We start from the raw sequence: 19,355 nt of genomic DNA on the forward strand, positions 1-19,355 counted from the left end.
GTTTCCCTCCCCAGGAATTACTTCCTTATGTTTCTATATTCTGTTTTTGGGTTTTATTCTGCGGTTACTTCGCTTTCTTCCTGTGGAGAAACTTCACGATCCGCACAGCTTTCTTTTTCAGCGTCTTCTTCTTCGGACTCTGCGGTTGCGCTTTCAGCTTCTGTATCAGCTGTTTCGGAACCTTTATTGCAAGCTGCAGATTCCGGATCCGGTGCAGCATCCTCCGCACCTTTCGTTTTCGGAAGGGTCGTATAAGTACGTTCAGCAGGAGCAGGCTCTTCCTCTTCAAATTCGTCTTTAAAATCGTCAAAATCTGTTTCAAGATCTGCTTTTCCTTTCCGGATAAAATAGACTGCCGCACCGCAGGCTGCGCCGACAGCGGCAGAAGCCAGAGTAAGCAGAATACGTTTTGATTTTCGTGACATCTCGATTCAAGTCTCCTTTCAAATGCCGTCCTTTGAAACTATTGTAATACAGTTTCAACAAAAAAGAAAGTAAAATCTTACAGAATTCGGAAAAAGTGCCAAAGAAAACAAGAAAAAGAAGGTTTCCTGACACAGAAACAGAATCAGGCAAGGATAAACTTACGAAGAATCTCCGCCACGCCGCTGTGATTGCAGTCGTTTTCCGTGATATAATCGGCACTCGCCTTTACGGCATCGGTCGCATTTTTCATGGCGGCACCGACGGCAGCGGCCTCGATCATCGAAATATCATTTTCCTGATCTCCGGCAGCCACGGTGTTGGCAAGCGGAATCTGAAGAAGCTCGCAGAGTTTTTTCACGGCATGGCCCTTGGAAACGTGTTCCGGGACATGCTCGAGGTAATGCGGGCTGGAGTAGAACATCGAAATTTTTCCTTTTGCCCACGGCTCCATGGCAGCGCGGTAAGCGTCCATTTTTGCACGGTCGTGGAGATCAATCACGATCATCTTGCATGGTTCCTCGGCGAGGTGCTCCGGCAGAAGCGGATCTTCCACGACGGGAATGTGGATTGCCTGTGTGTAAACGCGCGTTTCCTCGCCTGCATGGCGGCAGAGAAGGGAGGTGTCAGAGTAGGTGTGGCAGTAGAGGCCTGCCTCCTGCGTTTTTTCAAAGATCACGCGTGCATATTTGAGTGGAATCGTGCGGCGGTACAGCGTTTTCTTTGCCGCGCAGTCGTAAATCAGTCCGCCGTTGAATGCGATGGCATAGCAGCCTTTGCGGTCGAGTCCGAGCTCTTTTAAGATCGGCAGAAAGCCGGAGAGCGGTCGGCCGGTGTTGAACACAATTTTGTGGCCGGCAGCAAGTGCCTCTGAAATGGCATCCATGTTTTCTTTTGTCACCTGCTTTTCGGAATTCAGCAGGGTATCATCCATATCGGTAAAAAATATTTTCACAGTCTGATTCATATTCTCTTTTTTTCCTTTCCAAGAATCTGAAAAACAGTTTCATTTTAGCATAAAGTGCCGGAAAAGAAAATATGGTTGCGCAGGGAAAAAATACAGGATATAATGATTGCGGACAAGAAGAGAGAGAAGAAAGAAAATCGAAGAACAAAAGAGACAAAGAAGGGAAGTCAGAATATGATAAAAGCTTGTATCTTTGACCTGGACGGCACCATCGCAGACACTGTAGAGTCGATTGCGCACGCAGTCAACCGCGTTCTGGAACATTTTGGACTTGTGCCGCGCCCGGTAGAAGCCTTCAACTTTTACGCCGGAGACGGTTTCGATCTGGCAGTGGAGCGCGCTTTAAAAGACGCCGGAGATGCAGAACTCAACTATCTGCAGGAGGGCATCCGCCTTGGCCGCGCGTGGTTCAACGAGGACCCGCTGTATCACGTAAAACCGTATCCTAATATGCGGGAAACCCTGACCGCGCTGCGGGAAGAAGTTCCGATTGCCGTATGTTCCAACAAGCCGCACGAGGCGGCCATCCACGTCGTGGAGAGCGTGTACGGACCGGGCTTTTTCAACCGGATTCAGGGGCAGACCGCAGAAATCCCGAGAAAGCCGTCTCCGATCGGTGCGCTCGCGATTGCAGACGCACTCGGCGCCAGACCGGAAGAGTGCCTGTACTTTGGCGATACCAATACGGATATGCAGACCGGAAACGCTGCAGGCATGTTTACCGTTGGTGTGACGTGGGGATTCCGCCCGCGCCAGGAGCTGATCGACAACCATGCGATGGAGCTGCTCGACCGGCCGGAGGAAATCTTAACGCTTTTTCACAGAAAGAATCAGGAAAAATAAAACGAACAGAGGAGAAAACCAGAATGGGAGAATATACTGAAGAATGCATCAACACATTTTTAATGAATCAGGGCCAGTTATTCGACGAGCCGGTGGCTGAAAATTACGATGAGGCAGAGGCCTTTCTGGAGGACTGCTTTGCAGTCGTTGCCGACAATCTGGACGACGTGCGCGCCTACATGGAAGAAGAGGGCATGGACGTGGAAGAAATGTCGGATGCAGAATTAGAAGAGCAGAGCGAAGTCTTTGCCCTGCCGGACGGTCAGTATCTGATCGTGATGGGATAAAAAACAAGAGGAAATTAAAAAAGAATGAAATATGATGTCATTATTATCGGCGCAGGCCCGTCAGGTATTTTCTGTGCCTATGAACTGCTGAAAGAAAAACCGGATCTGAAGGTGCTGATGATCGAAAAAGGACGTTCGATCGAGAGCCGTCAGTGTCCAAAGAGAAAAACGAAAAAATGCGTGAACTGCAAACCGTGCTCAATCACAACGGGATTTGCCGGAGCAGGCGCATTCTCCGACGGAAAGCTTTCTCTTTCCCCGGATGTCGGTGGAAATCTGCCGGAGATTTTAGGATATGAAAAGACGGTTGAGCTGATCCATGAGTCCGACCAGATCTATCTGGATTTCGGCGCAGACAAGAATGTTTACGGTGTCGATAAAGAAAAAGAGATCCGTGAGATCCGCCGCAGAGCGATCAACGCCAACCTGAAGCTGATCGAATGTCCAATCCGCCATCTCGGAACTGAGGAGGGCTACAAGATTTACAGCCGCCTCGAGGATCACTTAAAAGAGATCGGCGTGGAAATGAAATTCAACACGATGGTCAATGATATTACAATCGAGGACGGCCGTGCGACAGCTGTAACACTTGAGGACGGAACGGTTTACGAGGCAGATGAGATTGTCTCCGCAGTAGGCCGCGAGGGAGCCGACTGGTTCTCACATATCTGCAACGGCCACGGCATCGAGACCGAGGTCGGAACCGTCGATATCGGTGTCCGCGTGGAAGTCCGCGACGAGGTCATGGAGTTTCTGAACAAGAACCTGTACGAGGCAAAACTCGTTTACTATACCCCGACTTTTGACGACAAAGTGCGTACTTTCTGTACGAACCCGTCCGGTGAGGTGGCAACTGAGTATTATGAAAACGGTCTGGCAGTTGTAAACGGTCACGCCTACAAATCCCAGGAGTTCAAGACAAACAACACGAACTTTGCCCTCCTGGTATCCAAGAACTTTACGAAACCATTTAAAACCCCGATCGAGTACGGCAAACAGATCGCACAGCTTTCCAACATGCTCTGCGACGGCAAGATCCTCGTTCAGACGTACGGCGATTTCAAACGCGGAAGAAGAACGACAGAAGAGCGCCTCTGCCGCAATAACCTGATCCCGACCTTAAAAGATGCCGTTCCGGGCGACCTTTCCCTGGTATTCCCGCACCGTATCATGGTCGACATTGCCGAGATGATCGAAGCCCTCGACAAAGTAACACCGGGTATCGCCAGCGATGAGACACTGCTGTACGGCGTAGAAGTCAAATTCTATTCCAACAAAGTTGTCGTAGACAAAGACTTCTGCACCAGCGTCAAAGGCCTCCGCGCCATCGGCGACGGCGCATCCGTAACCCGCGGCCTCCAGCAGGCAAGCGCAAACGGACTGTCGGTTGCGAGAAGCATTCTGAAAAGCATGAAATAAGAGAGAACGAAAAAAGATCCTTCGTCTGTGAAATGAGACGGAGGATCTTTTTTTGCGCCGGAAAGAGGGGTGTTTCAGATTATATGCCGTACAGCTTCCGGAACTGCTTCGGCGTTGTCCCGGTCTGCTGGCGGAAAACCGAGATAAAGTAGCTGACATCGCGGTAGCCGCAGAGGGCGGCGATGCCGTCGAGCGTAGTGTAGGGACGGCTGATGAGAAGCTCCTTGGCGCGGCTGATGCGCAGAACGCTGATGTACGAGCGGACAGAGCTGCCGACAAAACGCTGGAACAGGCGTGTCAGATACTGCGGCGTGATATGGAGCTGTTCCGCGAGATCATCCACATTGAGCGGGTCGGAAAGATGACTTTCGATTTCCTGCATTGCCGGGCGGACATACTGGAGATACAGAGGGTGCTCCGTCCGGGAAAGGCCGGTGCGGAGCTGGGAAAGGCGTGTCAGGAACTCAAAGCATCCGACGGAGAGCGTAGCATCGTCGATGTCATTTTTCAGAAAATGTGAGTCGATTATGCGGTCAATCCATTCCTGAAACCACGCGCCCTCTGAGGCCGGAACGAAAAGATACGGCGAGACGGCACAGATTTTATAGAGATCATCGGAGATCTTTCCGTCAAAGGTCAGAAAGGATGTAAACCACATCCCGCTGCCGTCGTTTTCGCGGTATTCATGCGGCACATGCGGAGCAATCAGAACACCGTCACCTGGTTTCAGCAAAAGTTTCTGGCCTTCGAGGGTCAGCAGCCCTTCGCCGCGTTCCGTCTGGATCCAGTGATATAAGGGGAATCCGTTCGGGCGCACAACGGGCTCCTGCAGCCAGCGGTTGCCGATGCTGTCAGCGGAGAGGGAAAAATCGGAGGCGGATGGTTTAAAGAAAATAGGCATAACAGTCAGTTCCTTTCTGAAAGAAAAGTCTAAAATAAGATTCCGGAATGAGTTTCGAAAATTGATACTTTTTAGACAAGCATATCATACTTTTCTCACAAAGACCAGTATATAATAGAGCCATCAAAACGAGATATCCAAACACAGGAGGAATCAAAAAAATGCAGCCAAAATTCAAAAAAATGTTATACGGAGGAGACTACAACCCAAACCAGTGGCCAAAAGAGATCTGGGATGAGGATATGAAACTTTTCCATCAGGCCGGCATCAACAGCACCACGATCAACGTATTTTCCTGGGCAAAAATCCAGCCGTCCGAGAATGAGTACGACTTTACAGAGCTCGATGAGATCGTAGACACCCTGACAAAAGAGGACGTTCAGATCGTCATGGCAACATCCACCGGCGCACTCCCGGCATGGATGGTACACCGTTATCCGGAAGTGGCAAGAACCGATTTCGAAGGACGCCATCACAAATTCGGTCATCGCCACAATGCCTGCCCGAACAGCCCGGTTTTCCAGAAATATGCAAAACGCCTGGCAGAAAAACTGGCAGAGCGTTACGGCGACAACAAAAACATCGTCTGCTGGCACATCAGCAATGAGTACGGCGGCGAGTGCTACTGCGAGAACTGTGCAAAAGCGTTCCGCGTATGGCTGAAAGACAAATACAAAACACTCGATGAAGTCAACAAGGCATGGAACATGGAGTTCTGGGGCCATACCATCTACGACTGGGACGAGATTGTACCGCCGAACGATCTGGGAGACGGAATGCCATGGGGAAGCGGCACTGCATTTGCAGGAATGTCCCTCGACTACATGCGTTTCAACTCCGACGGCATGCTGAACAACTACAAAATGGAGCGTGACGCGATCCGCAAATACGACAAAGAAACCCCGATCACCACAAACCTGATGGGAACGTACAAAGGCCTCGACTACTTCAAGTGGGCAAAAGAAATGGATATCGTATCCTGGGACAACTACCCGAGCTACAATACACCATGGAGCCACGTAGCTATGACCCACGACCTGATGCGCGGCCTCAAAGACGCACCGTTCATGCTGATGGAGCAGACTCCGAGCCAGCAGAACTGGCAGCCGTACAACTCCTTAAAGAAACCGGGCCAGATGCGCGCACAGAGCTATCAGACCGTTGCACACGGCGCAGACACGATTCAGTTCTTCCAGCTGAGAAGAAGCGTCGGCGGATGCGAGAAATTCCATGGTGCTGTTATCGCACACGCAGGAACCGCAGATACCCGTGTCTTCCGTGAGGTAACCCAGCTCGGAAAAGAACTGGAGAAAATCGGAAGCCGTGTGATGGGCTCCGAGAACCACGCAAAAGTCGGCATCATCTTCGACTGGGAAAACTACTGGGCACTGGAGTACACCAGCGGACCGAACCGCGATTTACGTTACGTAGACCAGATCGAGCAGATGTACAATTACTTCTATAACAAGAACATCGCTGTCGATATGATCCCGATCGACGCGGACTTCTCCAAATATGACCTCGTTGCAGCACCGGTTCTCTACATGGTAAAAGACGGTGTGGCAGAGAGCCTGGAGGCTTATGTACAGGCAGGCGGAACCCTCATCACCACCTACATGAGCGGTATCGTCGGACAGTCGGACAACGTTCATCTCGGCGGATACCCGGGACCGCTCAGAAAAATGGCAGGCGTATGGGTAGAAGAGATCGACGCTCTTGCACCGGAGCAGAGAAACAAGATCCGTTTCGCAGACGGAACCGAGGAAGAGTGCCGTCTTGTATGTGACCTGATGCACCTCGAAGGAGCTGAAGAAATCGCACAGTATGAGAGCGATTTCTATGCAGGCATGACTGCTGTTGCAAAAAATCAGTTCGGAAAAGGAACCGTATATTATGTCGGAACCGACCTTTCTGAGAGCGGCCTTGCAAAAGTTCTTGCTATGGCAGCAGACAGCGCAGCCATCCAGCCGGTGATTGGAGAAGCAACAGCACTCGAGATCACAAAACGCCAGGCAGACGGAGAGGATCTGTACTTTATCATCAACTTCAAAGATGAGGAGATTCCGCTTCCGGCAGTCTTCGACGGAAAAGAAGATATCCTGACCGGCGAGAAAGTACAGGGCGGTGAGATGCTGAAGAAATACGGTCTGCGGATTGTCAGCGTTCCGAGAGCATAATATAAAACATATTAACAAAAAAGACACAGCAGGAGGCAGAAAGATACTTCCAGCTGTGTCTTTTTGATGCTGTGAATTTATGCGGGTGCTTAGTGGGAAAACGAAGCCCGTGCGACGATGTTCTCCATCTCGCCCCATTTCTCCTCCATATCCGCTACAAGCGCGATCTGTGTCCGCGCCCGTACGAGGTTGTGCTCCGGGTAAGCGGTTTTGAAGTAGGTATCGCCCATCAGGTAATCGGCGAGAAAACGGATGCCGCATTCGAGGGTCATTAATTTTGCACCCATCGGCAGCATTTCGACTTCCGCGCGGGTCAAAGAGCCTGCGCAGCCTGCGAGAAAGCCCTTTGTATAGCTCTCAAAGAGAGGAAGGGAAAGAGACACCTTCGAGACATCCTGTTCGTCCTCAGCGGCCGTATTCGCGCCGAAGCGGATGGAATCGCCGAAGTCAAAGATCGACAGTCCCGGCATAATGGTGTCTAGGTCGATGACGCAGATGCCCTCGCCGGTTTTGTCATCAATCATAATGTTGTTCAGCTTCGTATCGTTGTGCGTTACGCGGAGCGGCAGCTCGCCCGAGGCCTTCATGCGCTCGGCTACGCCGTAATCGTCTGCGTGGTCGAGGAAAAACGCCATCTCATCCGAAACGTTTTTCAGCCGTCCTTTCGGATCCGCCTGTGCCGCCTGTAAAAGCGCCTGGTAGCGGAGCGGTGTGTTGTGGAAATCCGGGATCGTCTCGAAAAGAGAGGCGGACGGAAAATCGGAGAGCATCTGCTGGAAGCGGCCGAAAGCATTACCGGTCTCGTAAAACAGCTTTGGATCTGTCACGGCATCATAGCAGGACGCATCGGAAATAAAGAGAAATGCGCGCCAGAATTCTCCGCGCTCATCGACGAAAAACCAGGCATCGTCTGTCGTCGGAATCAGGTTCAGCGTCTCGCGGAATGGATCTCCTCCTGCGGCTGTGATTTTTTTCCGCAGAAATGATGTTACCTGTGCAATATTCTGCATCAGCTCCGTTGGATTGTGGAAAACGGTGCGGTTCATGCGCTGCAGAATCGATTTGCGGAGGACGCCGTTTTCGGTGGAGCGCACCAGAAACGTATCGTTGATATGGCCGTTCCCGTGCGGCGTCCAGTCTGTAATCGTTCCCGGGAAAGCAAATGCGTGGACAATGGAAGAGAGTTCTTCCTGTGTGTATGTAATCATCATGGGTATAAACTCCTTATTTTAATTAGACAAACCTGATTAAGTAAAGCACGCGCAGGGCGAAAAGTCAAGAAAAGGGCGCGAAACGATTGACAACGAGCGGCATTTCTGACTATAATAGACAGTAATTTAAGAAAAAACAAAACCTAAAATGCAGTGACAGGGAGGAGTACCTGGCGGCGCAAAGCAAAGAGAGGAGATGGCTGGTGAGAATCTCCGTGAGCGTGCCTGCGGAAGTAGCCCTCGAGCAGTGGACTGAACAGAAAAAGCGGACAGCAATGTTTTCCAAGTAGGCTCCAACGTAGTTCCCACGTTACCGGGATGCCGTATCGGATGAAAAAAGTTAAATCCTGTACGGAATGAGCAGAAGTGTATTCTTCTGGAATTCAGGTGGTACCGTGGATGGAAACATTCTCCCTGAACGTAAGGCACAGAAAAGGTGTTTTATGTTCGGGGATTTTTTATGCAGCAAATTTAGAACAGGAGGTTTTCATATGAAACAGATTACAGGAAACAAACTTCTGGTAAAGGCTCTGAAGGAGGAGGGTGTCGAGTATCTCTTCGGTTATCCGGGAGCCTGCACCATTGATATCAGCGATGAGCTTTACAAACAGGATGAAATCAAAATCGTTCTGCCGCGCCACGAGCAGGCGCTGGTGCATGAGGCGGATGCCTATGCGAGAACGACAGGAAAAGTCGGCGTATGCCTCGTTACCAGCGGCCCTGGTGCAACCAACCTGGTCACCGGTCTTGCAACGGCAAACTACGACAGCGTTCCGCTTGTCTGCTTCACCGGACAGGTAGCCCGCCACCTCATCGGAAACGATGCATTCCAGGAGGTTGATATTGTCGGCATCACCCGCAGCATCACGAAATACGGCGTGACGGTAAGAAACCGTGAAGATCTCGGACGCATCATCAAAGAAGCCTTCTACATTGCCCGCACCGGAAAACCGGGACCGGTTCTCATTGACCTTCCAAAAGATGTCATGGCAGAGTTCGGCAGCGCAGAGTATCCGAAAAACGTCAACATCCGCGGCTACAAACCGAACACCAGCGTTCACATTGGTCAGTTAAAACGTGCGTTAAAGATGCTTTCGAAAGCAAAACGCCCGCTGTTCCTTGCCGGCGGCGGCGTCAACATCGCACATGCGCAGGAAGTGTTCCGCGAAGTGGTCGAGAAAACACAGGTGCCGGTTGTCACAACCGTTATGGGACGCGGCGCGATCTCCACGAAACATCCGCTGTTCATCGGAAACCTTGGCATGCACGGCGCGTATGCGGCGAATATGGCAGTCAGCGAGTGCGATCTGCTGTTCTCGATCGGAACACGTTTCAATGACCGTATCACCGGAAAGCTGCATGAATTTGCCCCGCACGCGCAGATCGTCCACATCGACATAGACACCGCTTCGATCTCTCGAAACATCCATGTCGATATCCCGATCGTAGCCGATGCAAAAGAGGCGATCACGAAGATGGCAGAGTACGTAGAGCCATGCTCCACATCGAAATGGCTTGCCCAGATCGATGCCTGGAAGAACGAGCATCCGCTGACGATGCGCCAGAACGGCGTGATGGGACCGCTCGATATTTTCAACGCGATCAACGAGAAGTTTGACGATGCGATCATCGTCACCGACGTCGGACAGCACCAGATGCTGACAAGTCAGTACGTCGACATTACCGAAAACCGCCAGATCATCATGTCCGGCGGCCTTGGAACGATGGGATACGGCCTTCCGGGCGCGATCGGAGCAAAAATCGGCAACCCGGACAAACCGGTCATCGCGATTTCCGGTGACGGCGGTATGCAGATGAATATTCAGGAGCTGGCGACTGCCGTTCTCGAGGAGCTGCCGGTCATCCTGTGTATCTTCAATAATGAATACCTCGGCATGGTACGCCAGTGGCAGAAGCTGTTTTACGGCAAACGGTACAGCATGACAAATCTGCGCGCCGGTGCACTTTCCCGCAGAACAGACGGAGAAGAGTACCCGGAATACACGCCGAATTTTATCAAATTGGCTGAGAGTTACGGCGCAAAAGGCATCCGTGTCATGAAGAAAGAGGATATCGCGGCCGCGTTTGAAGAGGCGAAGAAAAACACCAAGACTCCGACGATCATCGAATTTATCATCGATCCGGAGGAGATGGTTTACCCGATGATCAAGCCGGGCGGAACGCTCGAAGATATGATTATGGACTGTTAGGAGGAGAGCGCGATGAATAAGGGAATGAAAAAAAGATGGATTTCACTGTACGTAGAAAACCAGGTTGGTGTCCTTTCCAAGATTTCCGGGCTTTTTTCCGCAAAAAGCTATAACTTGGACAGCCTGACCGTCGGAACGACCGAGGACCCGACCGTATCGCGTATGACGATCGCCACGGTCAGTGACGATGAGACGTTTGAGCAGATCAAAAAACAGCTGAACCGCATGGTCGAGGTCATCAAAGTCATTGACTTTACCGACGTGTTTGTGCGCATGAAAGAGATTCTGTATATCAAGGTATTCAACTGCAGCGCAGCTGACAAAGTCGAGCTGTTCCAGATCGCTGAGACGTTCAAGGCGAAGGTCATCGACTACGGAAAAGACAGCCTGCTGCTCGAGTTTGTCCAGACAGCGACGAAAAACGATGCGGTTGTGAAGCTGATGAAAGAGGAATTCGGCAAGATCGAGGTCGTGCGCGGCGGAAGCGTCGGCATCGAGTCGATCAATGTGATGGAGCGGTAAAAGAGAGGACGTTTTTGCGTGAACGAAAAGAGTATTACCACAATTACGTTAAAAAAGATTAATAAGAAAAGTGTGTATCAGTACATCTATGAGCACCGCCAGACGGCGAAGCAGCAGATTGTGCAGGATCTGACGATGGGGCTTTCGATGCACAGCGGAACGCTCGAGCATATCTGCATTGACCCGGAAGGGCCGGAGTGCTACTGCGCTTCTTTTTATTGAAGAGTTTCTGCAGTCGGAATTTTAATTTTTAATTATAGAATTTCAGGGATAGAAAATCCGGGAACGGAAAGTTTTACATTGCTTTCCATTCCCGGATTTTTTCTGTTTTTTATCAGTGTTCGTTTTTAGATAAACATCGCATAAATCGACGCTCCGACCACAGTCAGAATACCTGCAACTGCAATCGAAAGGCTGCTCATCGCGCCCTCGACATCGCCCATCTCCATGGCCTTCGCCGTACCGATCGCATGGGAGGCCGATCCGATACTGATGCCCTTTGCAATCGGTTCCTCAATGTGAAACAGCTTGCAGAGCGTCTCCGCCAGCATATTTCCCAGCACACCCGTGATGATGATAACGGCAACCGTGATCGTCACCGCACCGCCGAGCTCTTCCGAAACACCCATGCCGATGGCCGTTGTGATGGATTTCGGCAGCAGTGTTACATACATTTTATGATTCAGATTGAAGATCAGCGCCAGCGCGAGAACCACGGTAAGGCTCGTCAGCACGCCGGAGAGAATACCGGCGAGGATGGCTTTGATATTCTTTTTCAATGCCTCCATCTGCTCATACAGCGGAATCGCAAGGCAGACCGTTGCAGGAGTCAGCAGATAGCTCAAGTATTTTGCACCGTCATTATAATTCTGATAATCGATATCGAAAACAGCAAGGAATACAATGACGACTGCAATGGAAATTAGCAGCGGATTGAAAAGCGGAAGCCCAAATTTTTTCTTTAACAGCATGCCGAGCTCATACGCCAGAAGGCTGATGACAACGCCGAAAAATGCAGATTCACAGAGCATATTTGTCATTTTGCGTCCCCTCCTTTGTGTTTCCTTTCCAGCCGGATGACCGCCTGTGTCACGCGTCCGGACACAACCATAACGACGATGGTGCTGACGAGCGTAATCACGAGAACCGGAACGAGAACGGCTTTTAATTCACCCCAGGATTCCATCAGGCCGACGCCCGCCGGAATGAACATGACCGGCATGATCTCAATCATAAACTTGCCTGCGTCCTCGACGGCATCAAGTTTTAATGCCCCCGTCATCAGAAGCGCCAGCATCAGCACAAGGCCGTAGATACTTGCCGGAATCGGAAGCGGCAGCACGGCGTGCAGGATTTCTCCGACGAACGAAACCGCCATAATTACAAGGAACTGTCTTAATAATTTCACTTTGTCTGTTGTCCTTTCTCCCCATAACCCACATAACATCATTACTTCTCAATGTCACGACCCCGATTATACTACCCGCATAAAAGAATTTCAACCGTAAATGTTACTGCAATTTTGGCAATTTTTGCAAAAAAAAGCAAAAAAATGCCCGCCGATCAAACGAAAAAGTGAAATCGGTGGGCATTTTAACATAATTTTTTGAGTTGATCCGATACGGAACTTTTTAAGCATTGCTTTCGACATTTTTCCGATCCGGCAGAACGAAGATAAAGATCAGCGAACTGACAAGCAGCATGCCCGGATAGAAGAGGTTTGCCATGATTTCAAAGGCGGAGAGCTCATATCCCAGTTCATGCACCGCGGAAATCGCCACGAGCATCTGCGCGCCGTACGGCAGGATGTCCTGTGAGATGCAGGAGAAGGTATCGAGGAGCGATGCCGTTTTCCGTGGGGTGATGCCGTAGTCCTCGGACATCTGCTTTGCGATCGGGTTTGCCATGACGATCGCGACGGTGTTGTTTGCGGTCGCAATGTCGAGCAGCGCGACGAGAATGCCGACACCGAGCTGGCCGCCCTTTTTTCCGCGGAAGATTTTGTGAATGGCACGAAGCAGGACAGTAAAGCCGCCGTTTTCCCGAATCAGCGCGCACATCGCAGCGACAAGAATCGCAACCATACATGTCTCAAACATACCCGAAGTGCCGCTTCCCATGCTGGAGAGCATATCCCAGAGCGTCGTCTGTCCCGTACCGAGCATGATAACGGCACCGGAAGCAATACCGATAAGGAGTACGACAAACACCTGAATGCCCGCGATGCCGCCGATCAGCACGAGCAGGTACGGAACCGTCTGCAGCAGATGGTATTCGTGGACGATCGGTGTGCCCGGCGCCTGTCGGAAGGAGATTACAAGGATCAGCGCCAGCGCGGCAAGAGCAGCCGGGAGAGCGATCCAGAAGTTTTCGCGGAACTTGTCTTTCATCTCGCAGCCCTGTCCGTTGCAGGCGGCGATTGTCGTGTCGGAGATGAAAGAGAGGTTGTCGCCGAACATGGATCCGCCCATGACGGAGGCGACGCAGAGCGCCAGCGAAAAGCCGGAGGTCTCGGCAACAGCAGAGGCGATCGGCACGAGAAGCGTGATCGTTCCGACGGAGGTTCCCATGGCCGTGGAGACGAAGCAGGCAACGACAAAGAGCACAGCGACGGCATACTTTGCCGGAATCCAGGAGAGCATGAAATAGGCAACGCTCTCTGCACTGCTCCTTCCGACAACGCCGACAAACGTGCCTGCGGCGAGGAAGATCAGCAGCATTGTGATGATGTTTTTGTCCCCGATGCCCTGTCCCATGAGGGCGAGCTTTTCTTCAAACGGGACACTGCGGTTCTGCAGACAGGCGACGAGGATCGCTGCCAGAAACGCGACGACGATGGGGATGTTGTAGAAGCCCATCGGAATTTTTAAAATATACTCGGAATAAATGCCGAGCCCCAGATAAAACACCAGAAAAACGGCGATCGGGAGCAGGGCGGATGGCTTTCCTTTTTTCATAGAAATAAATACCAGACCTTTCGTGTGATTTTCCTTATTTTTCAATAGGGCGAATAGAATTATTCTACCATCTGGATCAGAAATCGTAAAGTAAAAAAGCAGGAAAAAACACGCCGGACATCTGGTAAATTCCAGAAATCCGGCGTGTTTTATAAGAGGTGCGTTTTGCTGTGCCTGTGCTTTATCATTTTGCAAGGAGCATCATAATCTGATTGCTTCTGCTTACGAATTTTGTCATCTCGTCCGGAGAGAGCGGTTTGTGGCTGATCATTGCCAGATCATACAGCTGCTCGCAGAACAGGGATGTGTTGTTGTTCTCGCCATTCTTCAGAATGTACTGAACGAGCGGATGTTTTGCATTCAGGATCAGGGTTTCCTGTCCGCCGAACATGGACGGATCCATGCCGGTCATGCCATACATCTTCATCATATCCTGCATCCGGCGGCTCTCCTCGGAAAGCGTTACCATGGAGGATACATTTTCGTCTTTCAGGTTCTCAACTTTGACGGTCAGATCTTTCTTGTCGAGGACTTTGCGGAAGAGATCGGTCAGAGTATTTGTAGCGTCGGTCAGATCCTCACCGGACTCGTCTTTCATATCGTTGGTCAGATCTGCATCGATGCGCTGGAAGGTTACATGCTCGTTGTAACGCTCTGCATGGGTGATGAAAGCGGAGTCGATGTTGTGTTTCAGGATGACAGCATCCATGCCCTGGCTGCGGAACATGTTGATGTACTGGCTCTGCTGAACTTCGTCGGTGACGTAGTAAACAGTCGTTTTTTCCGGCTCTTTCTTCTCGTCAGCGTTTTCCGTATTTTCGGTATTCTCCGTAGTTTCAGCCTTCTCCTCGGTGTTCTCTGCAGGAGCTTCTTCTTTCTTATTCTCGTTGATGCAGTCCTCAAGAGTCAGATATTTTCCGTCGATGTTCTTGAACAGAATATAGTCCATCATCTTCTTGGAGAATTTCTCGTCCTTGATGCATCCGTATTTGATGAATGGGTTGATATCATCCCAGTATTTCTCGTAATTCTCACGGTCGGTTTTGCACATGCCGGAGAGCTTGTCAGCGAATTTCTTGGAGATGTACTCGGAGATCTTTTTGACAAATCCGTCGTTCTGCAGTGCGCTTCGGGATACGTTCAGCGGCAGATCCGGGCAGTCGATGACGCCTTTTAAGAGCATCAGGTATTCCGGAATGACTTCTTTGATGTTGTCGGCAATAAATACCTGGTTGTTGTACAGCTTGATGGTTCCCTCGATGGAATCGTACTCGGTGTTGATACGCGGGAAGTAGAGGATACCTTTGAGGTTGAACGGATAGTCCATGTTCAGGTGGATCCAGAACAGCGGCTCGCGGTAGTCGTTGAAGACTTTGCGGTAGAATTCTTTATAATCCTCATCGCTGCACTCGTTTGGATGTTTGGTCCACAGCGGGTGGATATCGCTGATGGAAACCGGGCGTTTGTTGATTTTTACTTTCTCTTTGGCCGGGGAAACTTCAACCTGCTCTTTCGTTCCGTCTTCTTTTTCTTTCTCTTCGTATTTTGCGTCCTCGTGGATGTGCTCTACGACAACGTCGTCGTCTTTTAATTCGCTTTCATCGATGGTCTCGTATTCCTGCGGCGCATTTGCTTTGGACAGGAAAATTTCAACCGGCATGAAGGAGCAGTATTTTTCCAGAACTTCGCGGACACGGTATTCGTTTGCGAATTCCAGGCAGTCCTCGTTCAGGAACAGAGTGATTTCGGTACCAACAGTTGTCTTGCTGCCCTCGGACATATCGTACTCGGTGCTTCCGTCACAGGTCCAGTGTACCGGGGTGGATCCTTCTTTATAGGAAAGAGAATCGATGTGAACTTCATCTGCTACCATGAAAGCAGAGTAGAAACCAAGACCGAAGTGGCCGATCATCTGATCTGAATTCGTTTTGTCTTTGTATTTCTCCAGGAATTCGGTAGCGCCGGAGAAGGCGATCTGGGTAATATATTCTTCGACTTCGTCTGCGGTCATACCGATACCGTTATCGATGAATTTTAAGGTTTTCTCATCCGGGTTTACAATCACCTGAATGGCTGCTTTGTAGTCATCCGGCAGAGTATATTCACCCATGCCGTCCAGTTTTTTTAGTTTGGTGATGGCATCGCAGCCGTTGGAAACGAGCTCACGGACAAAGATATCGTGGTCGGAATACATCCATTTTTTGATAATCGGGAAAATATTGTCGCTGTTGATTGAAAGATTTCCATGTTTCGCACTCATGAGAAACACACTCCTTTTCTTATAAAAATATTTTGATCCAGCAAAGCGGGAATATCATGCTTTTTTAGATGTCTGCAGCTTTTTTACTGCTCTGATAGTTATAGTAATACTGGCACAGGGAAAAGTCAAGGGGAAATTAGCACTCGAGAAAAAAGAGTGCTAACAGAACGACGGAAAGTATTGAATTTACTGGTATTACGGTACTTTCTAAACTTTTTGTAAAGTCTGATCAGAAGGGCTGCGCAGTTGTTTCTGGAGAATGGATATGCTACAATGAAAAAGTATAGAAGCGTTTCGAACAGAAAGATTCCGAGGGTACATAAAAGAAAAATGGAGGAAATACATGACAAATGCGACAAAGGCGGCGCTGGAAGCGTCATTAAAAAAGCTGCTTTTGAAAAAGCCGCTGGACAAAATTACGATCAACGATCTGACGACAGACTGCGGCATCAGCCGGATGGCGTTTTATTATCATTTTAAGGATATCTACGATCTTGTCGAATGGTCGTGCCTGGAGGATGCGACGCAGGCGCTGCAGGGGAAGAAAACGTATGAGACATGGCAGGAAGGCCTGCAGCAGATTTTTGAGGCAGTGCTCGAGAATAAACCATTTATTATGAATGTCTATCACTCTGTAAGCCGGGAGCAGATCGAAACATATCTCTTTCATCTGACGCACGATCTGCTGTACGGTGTCGTACAGGAAAAAGCAAAGGGAACCGGCATCTCCGAGGCGGATCAGAGTTTTATCGCAGATTTCTATAAGTATAGCTTTACCGGTGTCATGCTCGACTGGATCAAAGACGGAATGAAAGGGGATTACCATATGATTGCGGAAAAAATGCACCGCACGATGGAAGGAAATGTCGTCAATTCCATCCGAAATTTTGAAAAAAGAAATAAAATATAGTTACACTTTACAAAACAGGGCGGATGATAAAAATTTAATCATCCGCCCTGTTTTGTAAATGGAAAAGCGGGGAAAAATGAAGTAAGATTCAAATTGTCAACAGACAATGGCAACACAAATAGAAACTTGTAAAACAAAGAAAGCAGCATAACCTATACGAACCGGAAATTCGAAAAAACATTCCGGCAGTCGTATTTAGAAAAGAAAGGATGAACGTCTATGTCAAAAAAAGGATTAAAATTCGGAATCGCATCAGCAGCAGTCATCGGAGCTGGAGCAGCAGTGCTGCGGGCAAAAAACAAGAGTGGAGCAAAAAAAGCAGCGGAGACAACCACTGTAACATCAGAACCAAAGAATGATTACCGCAACACCGAGCGCGGAAAAGATAAGAAAAACAGCAAAGGCATTTATTACACCAACGGAAACTACGAAGCCTTCGCAAGACCGGAAAAACCGGAAGGCGTCGATGAGAAGAGCGCATACCTCGTAGGAAGCGGCCTCGCAGCCCTCGCAGCAGCGTGCTTCCTCGTAAGAGACGGCCAGATGAAAGGCGATCACATCCACATTCTGGAAGCCATGGACATCGCCGGCGGTGCCTGCGACGGTATCTACGATCCGACCCGCGGCTACATCATGAGAGGCGGCCGTGAGATGGAAAACCACTTCGAGTGCCTGTGGGATCTGTTCCACAGCATCCCGTCAATTGAGACACCTGGCGTATCCGTTCTCGACGAGTATTACTGGCTGAACAAAAAAGACCCGAACTACTCCCTGTGCCGTGCAACGAAGAACCGCGGCGAGGATGCCCATACCGACGGCAAGTTCAACCTGAGCCAGAAAGGCTGCATGGAGATCATGAAACTCTTCATGACAAGAGACGAGGATCTGTACGACAAGACGATCGAGGATGTTTTCGATGATGAAGTCTTCAATTCCACCTTCTGGCTGTACTGGAGAACGATGTTCGCATTCGAAAACTGGCACAGTGCACTGGAGATGAAGCTGTACTTCCAGCGGTTCATTCACCACATCGGCGGACTGCCGGACTTCTCCGCACTGAAATTCACGAAGTACAACCAGTATGAATCCCTGATTCTTCCGATGAAGAAATACCTCGAGGATGCCGGCGTAGACTTCCAGTTCAATACCGAAGTAACCAACGTTATCTTTGAAATCAACGATGGAAAGAAAGTAGCAAAAGCCATCGAGTGCAAAGTAAACGGCGTCGAGAAAGGCATCGTTCTCACCGAGAATGACCTCGTCTTCGTTACCAACGGAAGCTGTACCGAAGGCACGATCTACGGCGATCAGAACCATGCACCGAACGGTGATGCAGAGGTCCGCACGAGCGGCTGCTGGAGCCTGTGGAAAAACATTGCAAAACAGGATCCGTCCTTTGGACATCCGGAGAAATTCTGCTCCGATATTGCAAAGACAAACTGGGAATCCGCAACAATTACCACTCTCGACAATAAGATCATTCCGTATATCACCAATATCTGCAAACGTGATCCGAGAACCGGAAAGGTTGTTACCGGCGGTATCGTAAGCTGCCAGGATTCCAAGTGGCTTTTAAGCTGGACCATCAACCGTCAGGGACAGTTCAAAGAGCAGGATAAAGATAAGGTATGCGTATGGGTTTACAGCCTGTTCACCGACGTACCTGGCGACTATGTGAAGAAACCGATGAAAGAGTGCACTGGTAAAGAGATCACCGAAGAGTGGCTGTACCACCTCGGCGTGCCGGTTGACCAGATTCCGGAGCTGGCAGAGAACAGCGCTGTCTGCGTACCGACCATGATGCCGTACATCACCGCATTCTTTATGCCAAGAAGAAAGGGCGACCGCCCGGATGTCATCCCGGATGGCTGCGTCAACTTCGCATTCCTTGGACAGTTCGCTGAGACACCAAGAGATACCATCTTCACGACAGAGTATTCCGTTCGTACCGCAATGGAAGCTGTTTACGGACTCCTCGGCGTAGACCGCGGCGTGCCGGAAGTATGGGGCAGCGTTTACGATATCCGCGACCTGCTGGACAGCTCCGTGAAACTGATGGATGGAAAATCCCCGCTGGAAATCGAGCTTCCTGGACCGCTCAACCTGCTGAAAAAACCTCTGCTGAAACTGGTAGATGGAAATGTAGTTGGAGATCTCTTAAAAGAGCATGGAATTATCAAAGAGGATATGGTGAAATAAGAAATAGAAAATAAGTAAGAAATTCAATAAGACCTGCGCTTTCAAACGGCGCAGGTCTTATTGCGTTGC

The 19,355-nt window shown here is 50.0% G+C and carries 17 protein-coding genes and 1 other annotated feature; of the genes, 9 read left to right on the forward strand and 8 right to left on the reverse strand.

Annotated features, from left to right (window positions below; translation table 11 throughout):
• Positions 1-53: 53 nt before the first annotated feature.
• Together I2G42_RS14380 and I2G42_RS14385 are read right to left on the reverse strand one after the other, a co-directional pair.
• Positions 54-425 (reverse strand): hypothetical protein, encoded by a 372-nt coding sequence (locus I2G42_RS14380; protein ID WP_118659416.1) that lies wholly within the window; start codon positions 423-425, stop codon positions 54-56.
• A gap of 143 nt (positions 426-568) precedes the next feature.
• Positions 569-1,390: a Cof-type HAD-IIB family hydrolase gene (locus tag I2G42_RS14385; protein WP_022463084.1), complete on the reverse strand. Its 822-nt coding sequence runs from the start codon at positions 1,388-1,390 to the stop codon at positions 569-571.
• A 174-nt stretch (positions 1,391-1,564) separates the two neighbouring features.
• Here I2G42_RS14385 and I2G42_RS14390 point away from each other — a divergent pair, with 174 nt between their 5' ends.
• The 3 genes from I2G42_RS14390 to I2G42_RS14400 are packed head-to-tail and all read left to right on the forward strand — an operon-like array spanning position 1,565 to position 3,939.
• Entirely contained in the window at positions 1,565-2,233 is a 669-nt protein-coding gene (locus I2G42_RS14390; protein ID WP_055221324.1) for an HAD family hydrolase, read from the forward strand.
• Between the two features lie 23 nt (positions 2,234-2,256).
• Positions 2,257-2,520 (forward strand): hypothetical protein, encoded by a 264-nt coding sequence (locus I2G42_RS14395; RefSeq protein WP_022463086.1) that lies wholly within the window; start codon positions 2,257-2,259, stop codon positions 2,518-2,520.
• A 24-nt stretch (positions 2,521-2,544) separates the two neighbouring features.
• Positions 2,545-3,939 carry an NAD(P)/FAD-dependent oxidoreductase gene (locus I2G42_RS14400; protein ID WP_022463087.1) on the forward strand — a complete coding sequence of 465 codons (1,395 nt, stop codon included), beginning with the start codon at positions 2,545-2,547 and terminating at the stop codon, positions 3,937-3,939.
• A 79-nt stretch (positions 3,940-4,018) separates the two neighbouring features.
• Here the strand turns inward: I2G42_RS14400 and I2G42_RS14405 are convergent, their stop codons facing one another.
• A complete protein-coding gene (locus I2G42_RS14405) occupies positions 4,019-4,840 on the reverse strand; it encodes an AraC family transcriptional regulator (RefSeq protein WP_195531194.1) in 822 nt (273 codons plus the stop codon).
• A 161-nt stretch (positions 4,841-5,001) separates the two neighbouring features.
• On the opposite strand from I2G42_RS14405, the gene I2G42_RS14410 reads away from it, so the two are divergent.
• Positions 5,002-7,017: a beta-galactosidase gene (locus tag I2G42_RS14410; protein WP_022463089.1), complete on the forward strand. Its 2,016-nt coding sequence runs from the start codon at positions 5,002-5,004 to the stop codon at positions 7,015-7,017.
• Between the two features lie 89 nt (positions 7,018-7,106).
• Here the strand turns inward: I2G42_RS14410 and I2G42_RS14415 are convergent, their stop codons facing one another.
• Positions 7,107-8,228, reverse strand: a complete 1,122-nt coding sequence (locus tag I2G42_RS14415) for a phosphotransferase enzyme family protein (RefSeq protein WP_022463090.1) — start codon at positions 8,226-8,228, stop codon at positions 7,107-7,109.
• A 144-nt stretch (positions 8,229-8,372) separates the two neighbouring features.
• Positions 8,373-8,648 (forward strand) — a binding site (T-box leader).
• Between the two features lie 71 nt (positions 8,649-8,719).
• Here I2G42_RS14415 and ilvB point away from each other — a divergent pair.
• From ilvB to I2G42_RS14430, 3 genes are read left to right on the forward strand one after another with little or no spacing between them, the layout of a single operon-like run.
• Complete coding sequence (gene ilvB, locus I2G42_RS14420; RefSeq protein ID WP_055221285.1) at positions 8,720-10,438, forward strand: biosynthetic-type acetolactate synthase large subunit; 1,719 nt, start codon at positions 8,720-8,722, stop codon at positions 10,436-10,438.
• 12 nt (positions 10,439-10,450) lie between these two features.
• Positions 10,451-10,960, forward strand: a complete 510-nt coding sequence (gene ilvN, locus I2G42_RS14425; RefSeq protein ID WP_022463092.1) for an acetolactate synthase small subunit — start codon at positions 10,451-10,453, stop codon at positions 10,958-10,960.
• An 18-nt stretch (positions 10,961-10,978) separates the two neighbouring features.
• Positions 10,979-11,182: a hypothetical protein gene (locus I2G42_RS14430; RefSeq protein ID WP_055227113.1), complete on the forward strand. Its 204-nt coding sequence runs from the start codon at positions 10,979-10,981 to the stop codon at positions 11,180-11,182.
• Positions 11,183-11,307: 125 nt separating this feature from the next.
• Here the strand turns inward: I2G42_RS14430 and I2G42_RS14435 are convergent, their stop codons facing one another.
• From I2G42_RS14435 to htpG, 4 genes are all read right to left on the reverse strand, one after another.
• On the reverse strand, positions 11,308-12,000 hold the full coding sequence (locus I2G42_RS14435) for an LrgB family protein (RefSeq protein WP_022461985.1): 693 nt from the start codon (positions 11,998-12,000) through the stop codon (positions 11,308-11,310).
• A complete protein-coding gene (locus I2G42_RS14440; RefSeq protein WP_022461986.1) occupies positions 11,997-12,368 on the reverse strand; it encodes a CidA/LrgA family protein in 372 nt (123 codons plus the stop codon). Before I2G42_RS14440 ends, I2G42_RS14435 begins: the two co-directional genes overlap by 4 nt.
• A gap of 223 nt (positions 12,369-12,591) precedes the next feature.
• Positions 12,592-13,917: a Na+/H+ antiporter NhaC family protein gene (locus I2G42_RS14445; RefSeq protein ID WP_195531195.1), complete on the reverse strand. Its 1,326-nt coding sequence runs from the start codon at positions 13,915-13,917 to the stop codon at positions 12,592-12,594.
• A 184-nt stretch (positions 13,918-14,101) separates the two neighbouring features.
• Positions 14,102-16,177 (reverse strand): molecular chaperone HtpG, encoded by a 2,076-nt coding sequence (gene htpG, locus I2G42_RS14450; RefSeq protein ID WP_055221276.1) that lies wholly within the window; start codon positions 16,175-16,177, stop codon positions 14,102-14,104.
• 343 nt (positions 16,178-16,520) lie between these two features.
• Here htpG and I2G42_RS14455 point away from each other — a divergent pair, with 343 nt between their 5' ends.
• Positions 16,521-17,087 (forward strand): TetR-like C-terminal domain-containing protein, encoded by a 567-nt coding sequence (locus I2G42_RS14455; RefSeq protein WP_118742267.1) that lies wholly within the window; start codon positions 16,521-16,523, stop codon positions 17,085-17,087.
• Between the two features lie 219 nt (positions 17,088-17,306).
• On the forward strand, positions 17,307-19,286 hold the full coding sequence (locus I2G42_RS14460; RefSeq protein ID WP_055227109.1) for an oleate hydratase: 1,980 nt from the start codon (positions 17,307-17,309) through the stop codon (positions 19,284-19,286).
• The last annotated feature ends 69 nt before the right edge of the window (positions 19,287-19,355 follow it).

Origin of the sequence: Fusicatenibacter saccharivorans (genome assembly GCF_015557635.1) — a bacterium.
In the GTDB taxonomy this organism is placed as follows: Bacteria; Bacillota; Clostridia; order Lachnospirales; family Lachnospiraceae; genus Fusicatenibacter; species Fusicatenibacter saccharivorans.

Excerpts from the sequence above, each read along its gene's own strand:
- I2G42_RS14380 (WP_118659416.1), bottom strand. The coding sequence starts at position 425 with ATGTCACGAAAATCAAAACGTATTCTGCTTACTCTGGCTTCTGCCGCT.
- I2G42_RS14385 (WP_022463084.1), bottom strand. The coding sequence starts at position 1,390 with ATGAATCAGACTGTGAAAATATTTTTTACCGATATGGATGATACCCTG.
- I2G42_RS14390 (WP_055221324.1), top strand. The coding sequence starts at position 1,565 with ATGATAAAAGCTTGTATCTTTGACCTGGACGGCACCATCGCAGACACT.
- I2G42_RS14395 (WP_022463086.1), top strand. The coding sequence starts at position 2,257 with ATGGGAGAATATACTGAAGAATGCATCAACACATTTTTAATGAATCAG.
- I2G42_RS14400 (WP_022463087.1), top strand. The coding sequence starts at position 2,545 with ATGAAATATGATGTCATTATTATCGGCGCAGGCCCGTCAGGTATTTTC.
- I2G42_RS14405 (WP_195531194.1), bottom strand. The coding sequence starts at position 4,840 with ATGCCTATTTTCTTTAAACCATCCGCCTCCGATTTTTCCCTCTCCGCT.
- I2G42_RS14410 (WP_022463089.1), top strand. The coding sequence starts at position 5,002 with ATGCAGCCAAAATTCAAAAAAATGTTATACGGAGGAGACTACAACCCA.
- I2G42_RS14415 (WP_022463090.1), bottom strand. The coding sequence starts at position 8,228 with ATGATGATTACATACACACAGGAAGAACTCTCTTCCATTGTCCACGCA.
- ilvB (WP_055221285.1), top strand. The coding sequence starts at position 8,720 with ATGAAACAGATTACAGGAAACAAACTTCTGGTAAAGGCTCTGAAGGAG.
- ilvN (WP_022463092.1), top strand. The coding sequence starts at position 10,451 with ATGAATAAGGGAATGAAAAAAAGATGGATTTCACTGTACGTAGAAAAC.
- I2G42_RS14435 (WP_022461985.1), bottom strand. The coding sequence starts at position 12,000 with ATGACAAATATGCTCTGTGAATCTGCATTTTTCGGCGTTGTCATCAGC.
- I2G42_RS14445 (WP_195531195.1), bottom strand. The coding sequence starts at position 13,917 with ATGAAAAAAGGAAAGCCATCCGCCCTGCTCCCGATCGCCGTTTTTCTG.
- htpG (WP_055221276.1), bottom strand. The coding sequence starts at position 16,177 with ATGAGTGCGAAACATGGAAATCTTTCAATCAACAGCGACAATATTTTC.
- I2G42_RS14455 (WP_118742267.1), top strand. The coding sequence starts at position 16,521 with ATGACAAATGCGACAAAGGCGGCGCTGGAAGCGTCATTAAAAAAGCTG.
- I2G42_RS14460 (WP_055227109.1), top strand. The coding sequence starts at position 17,307 with ATGTCAAAAAAAGGATTAAAATTCGGAATCGCATCAGCAGCAGTCATC.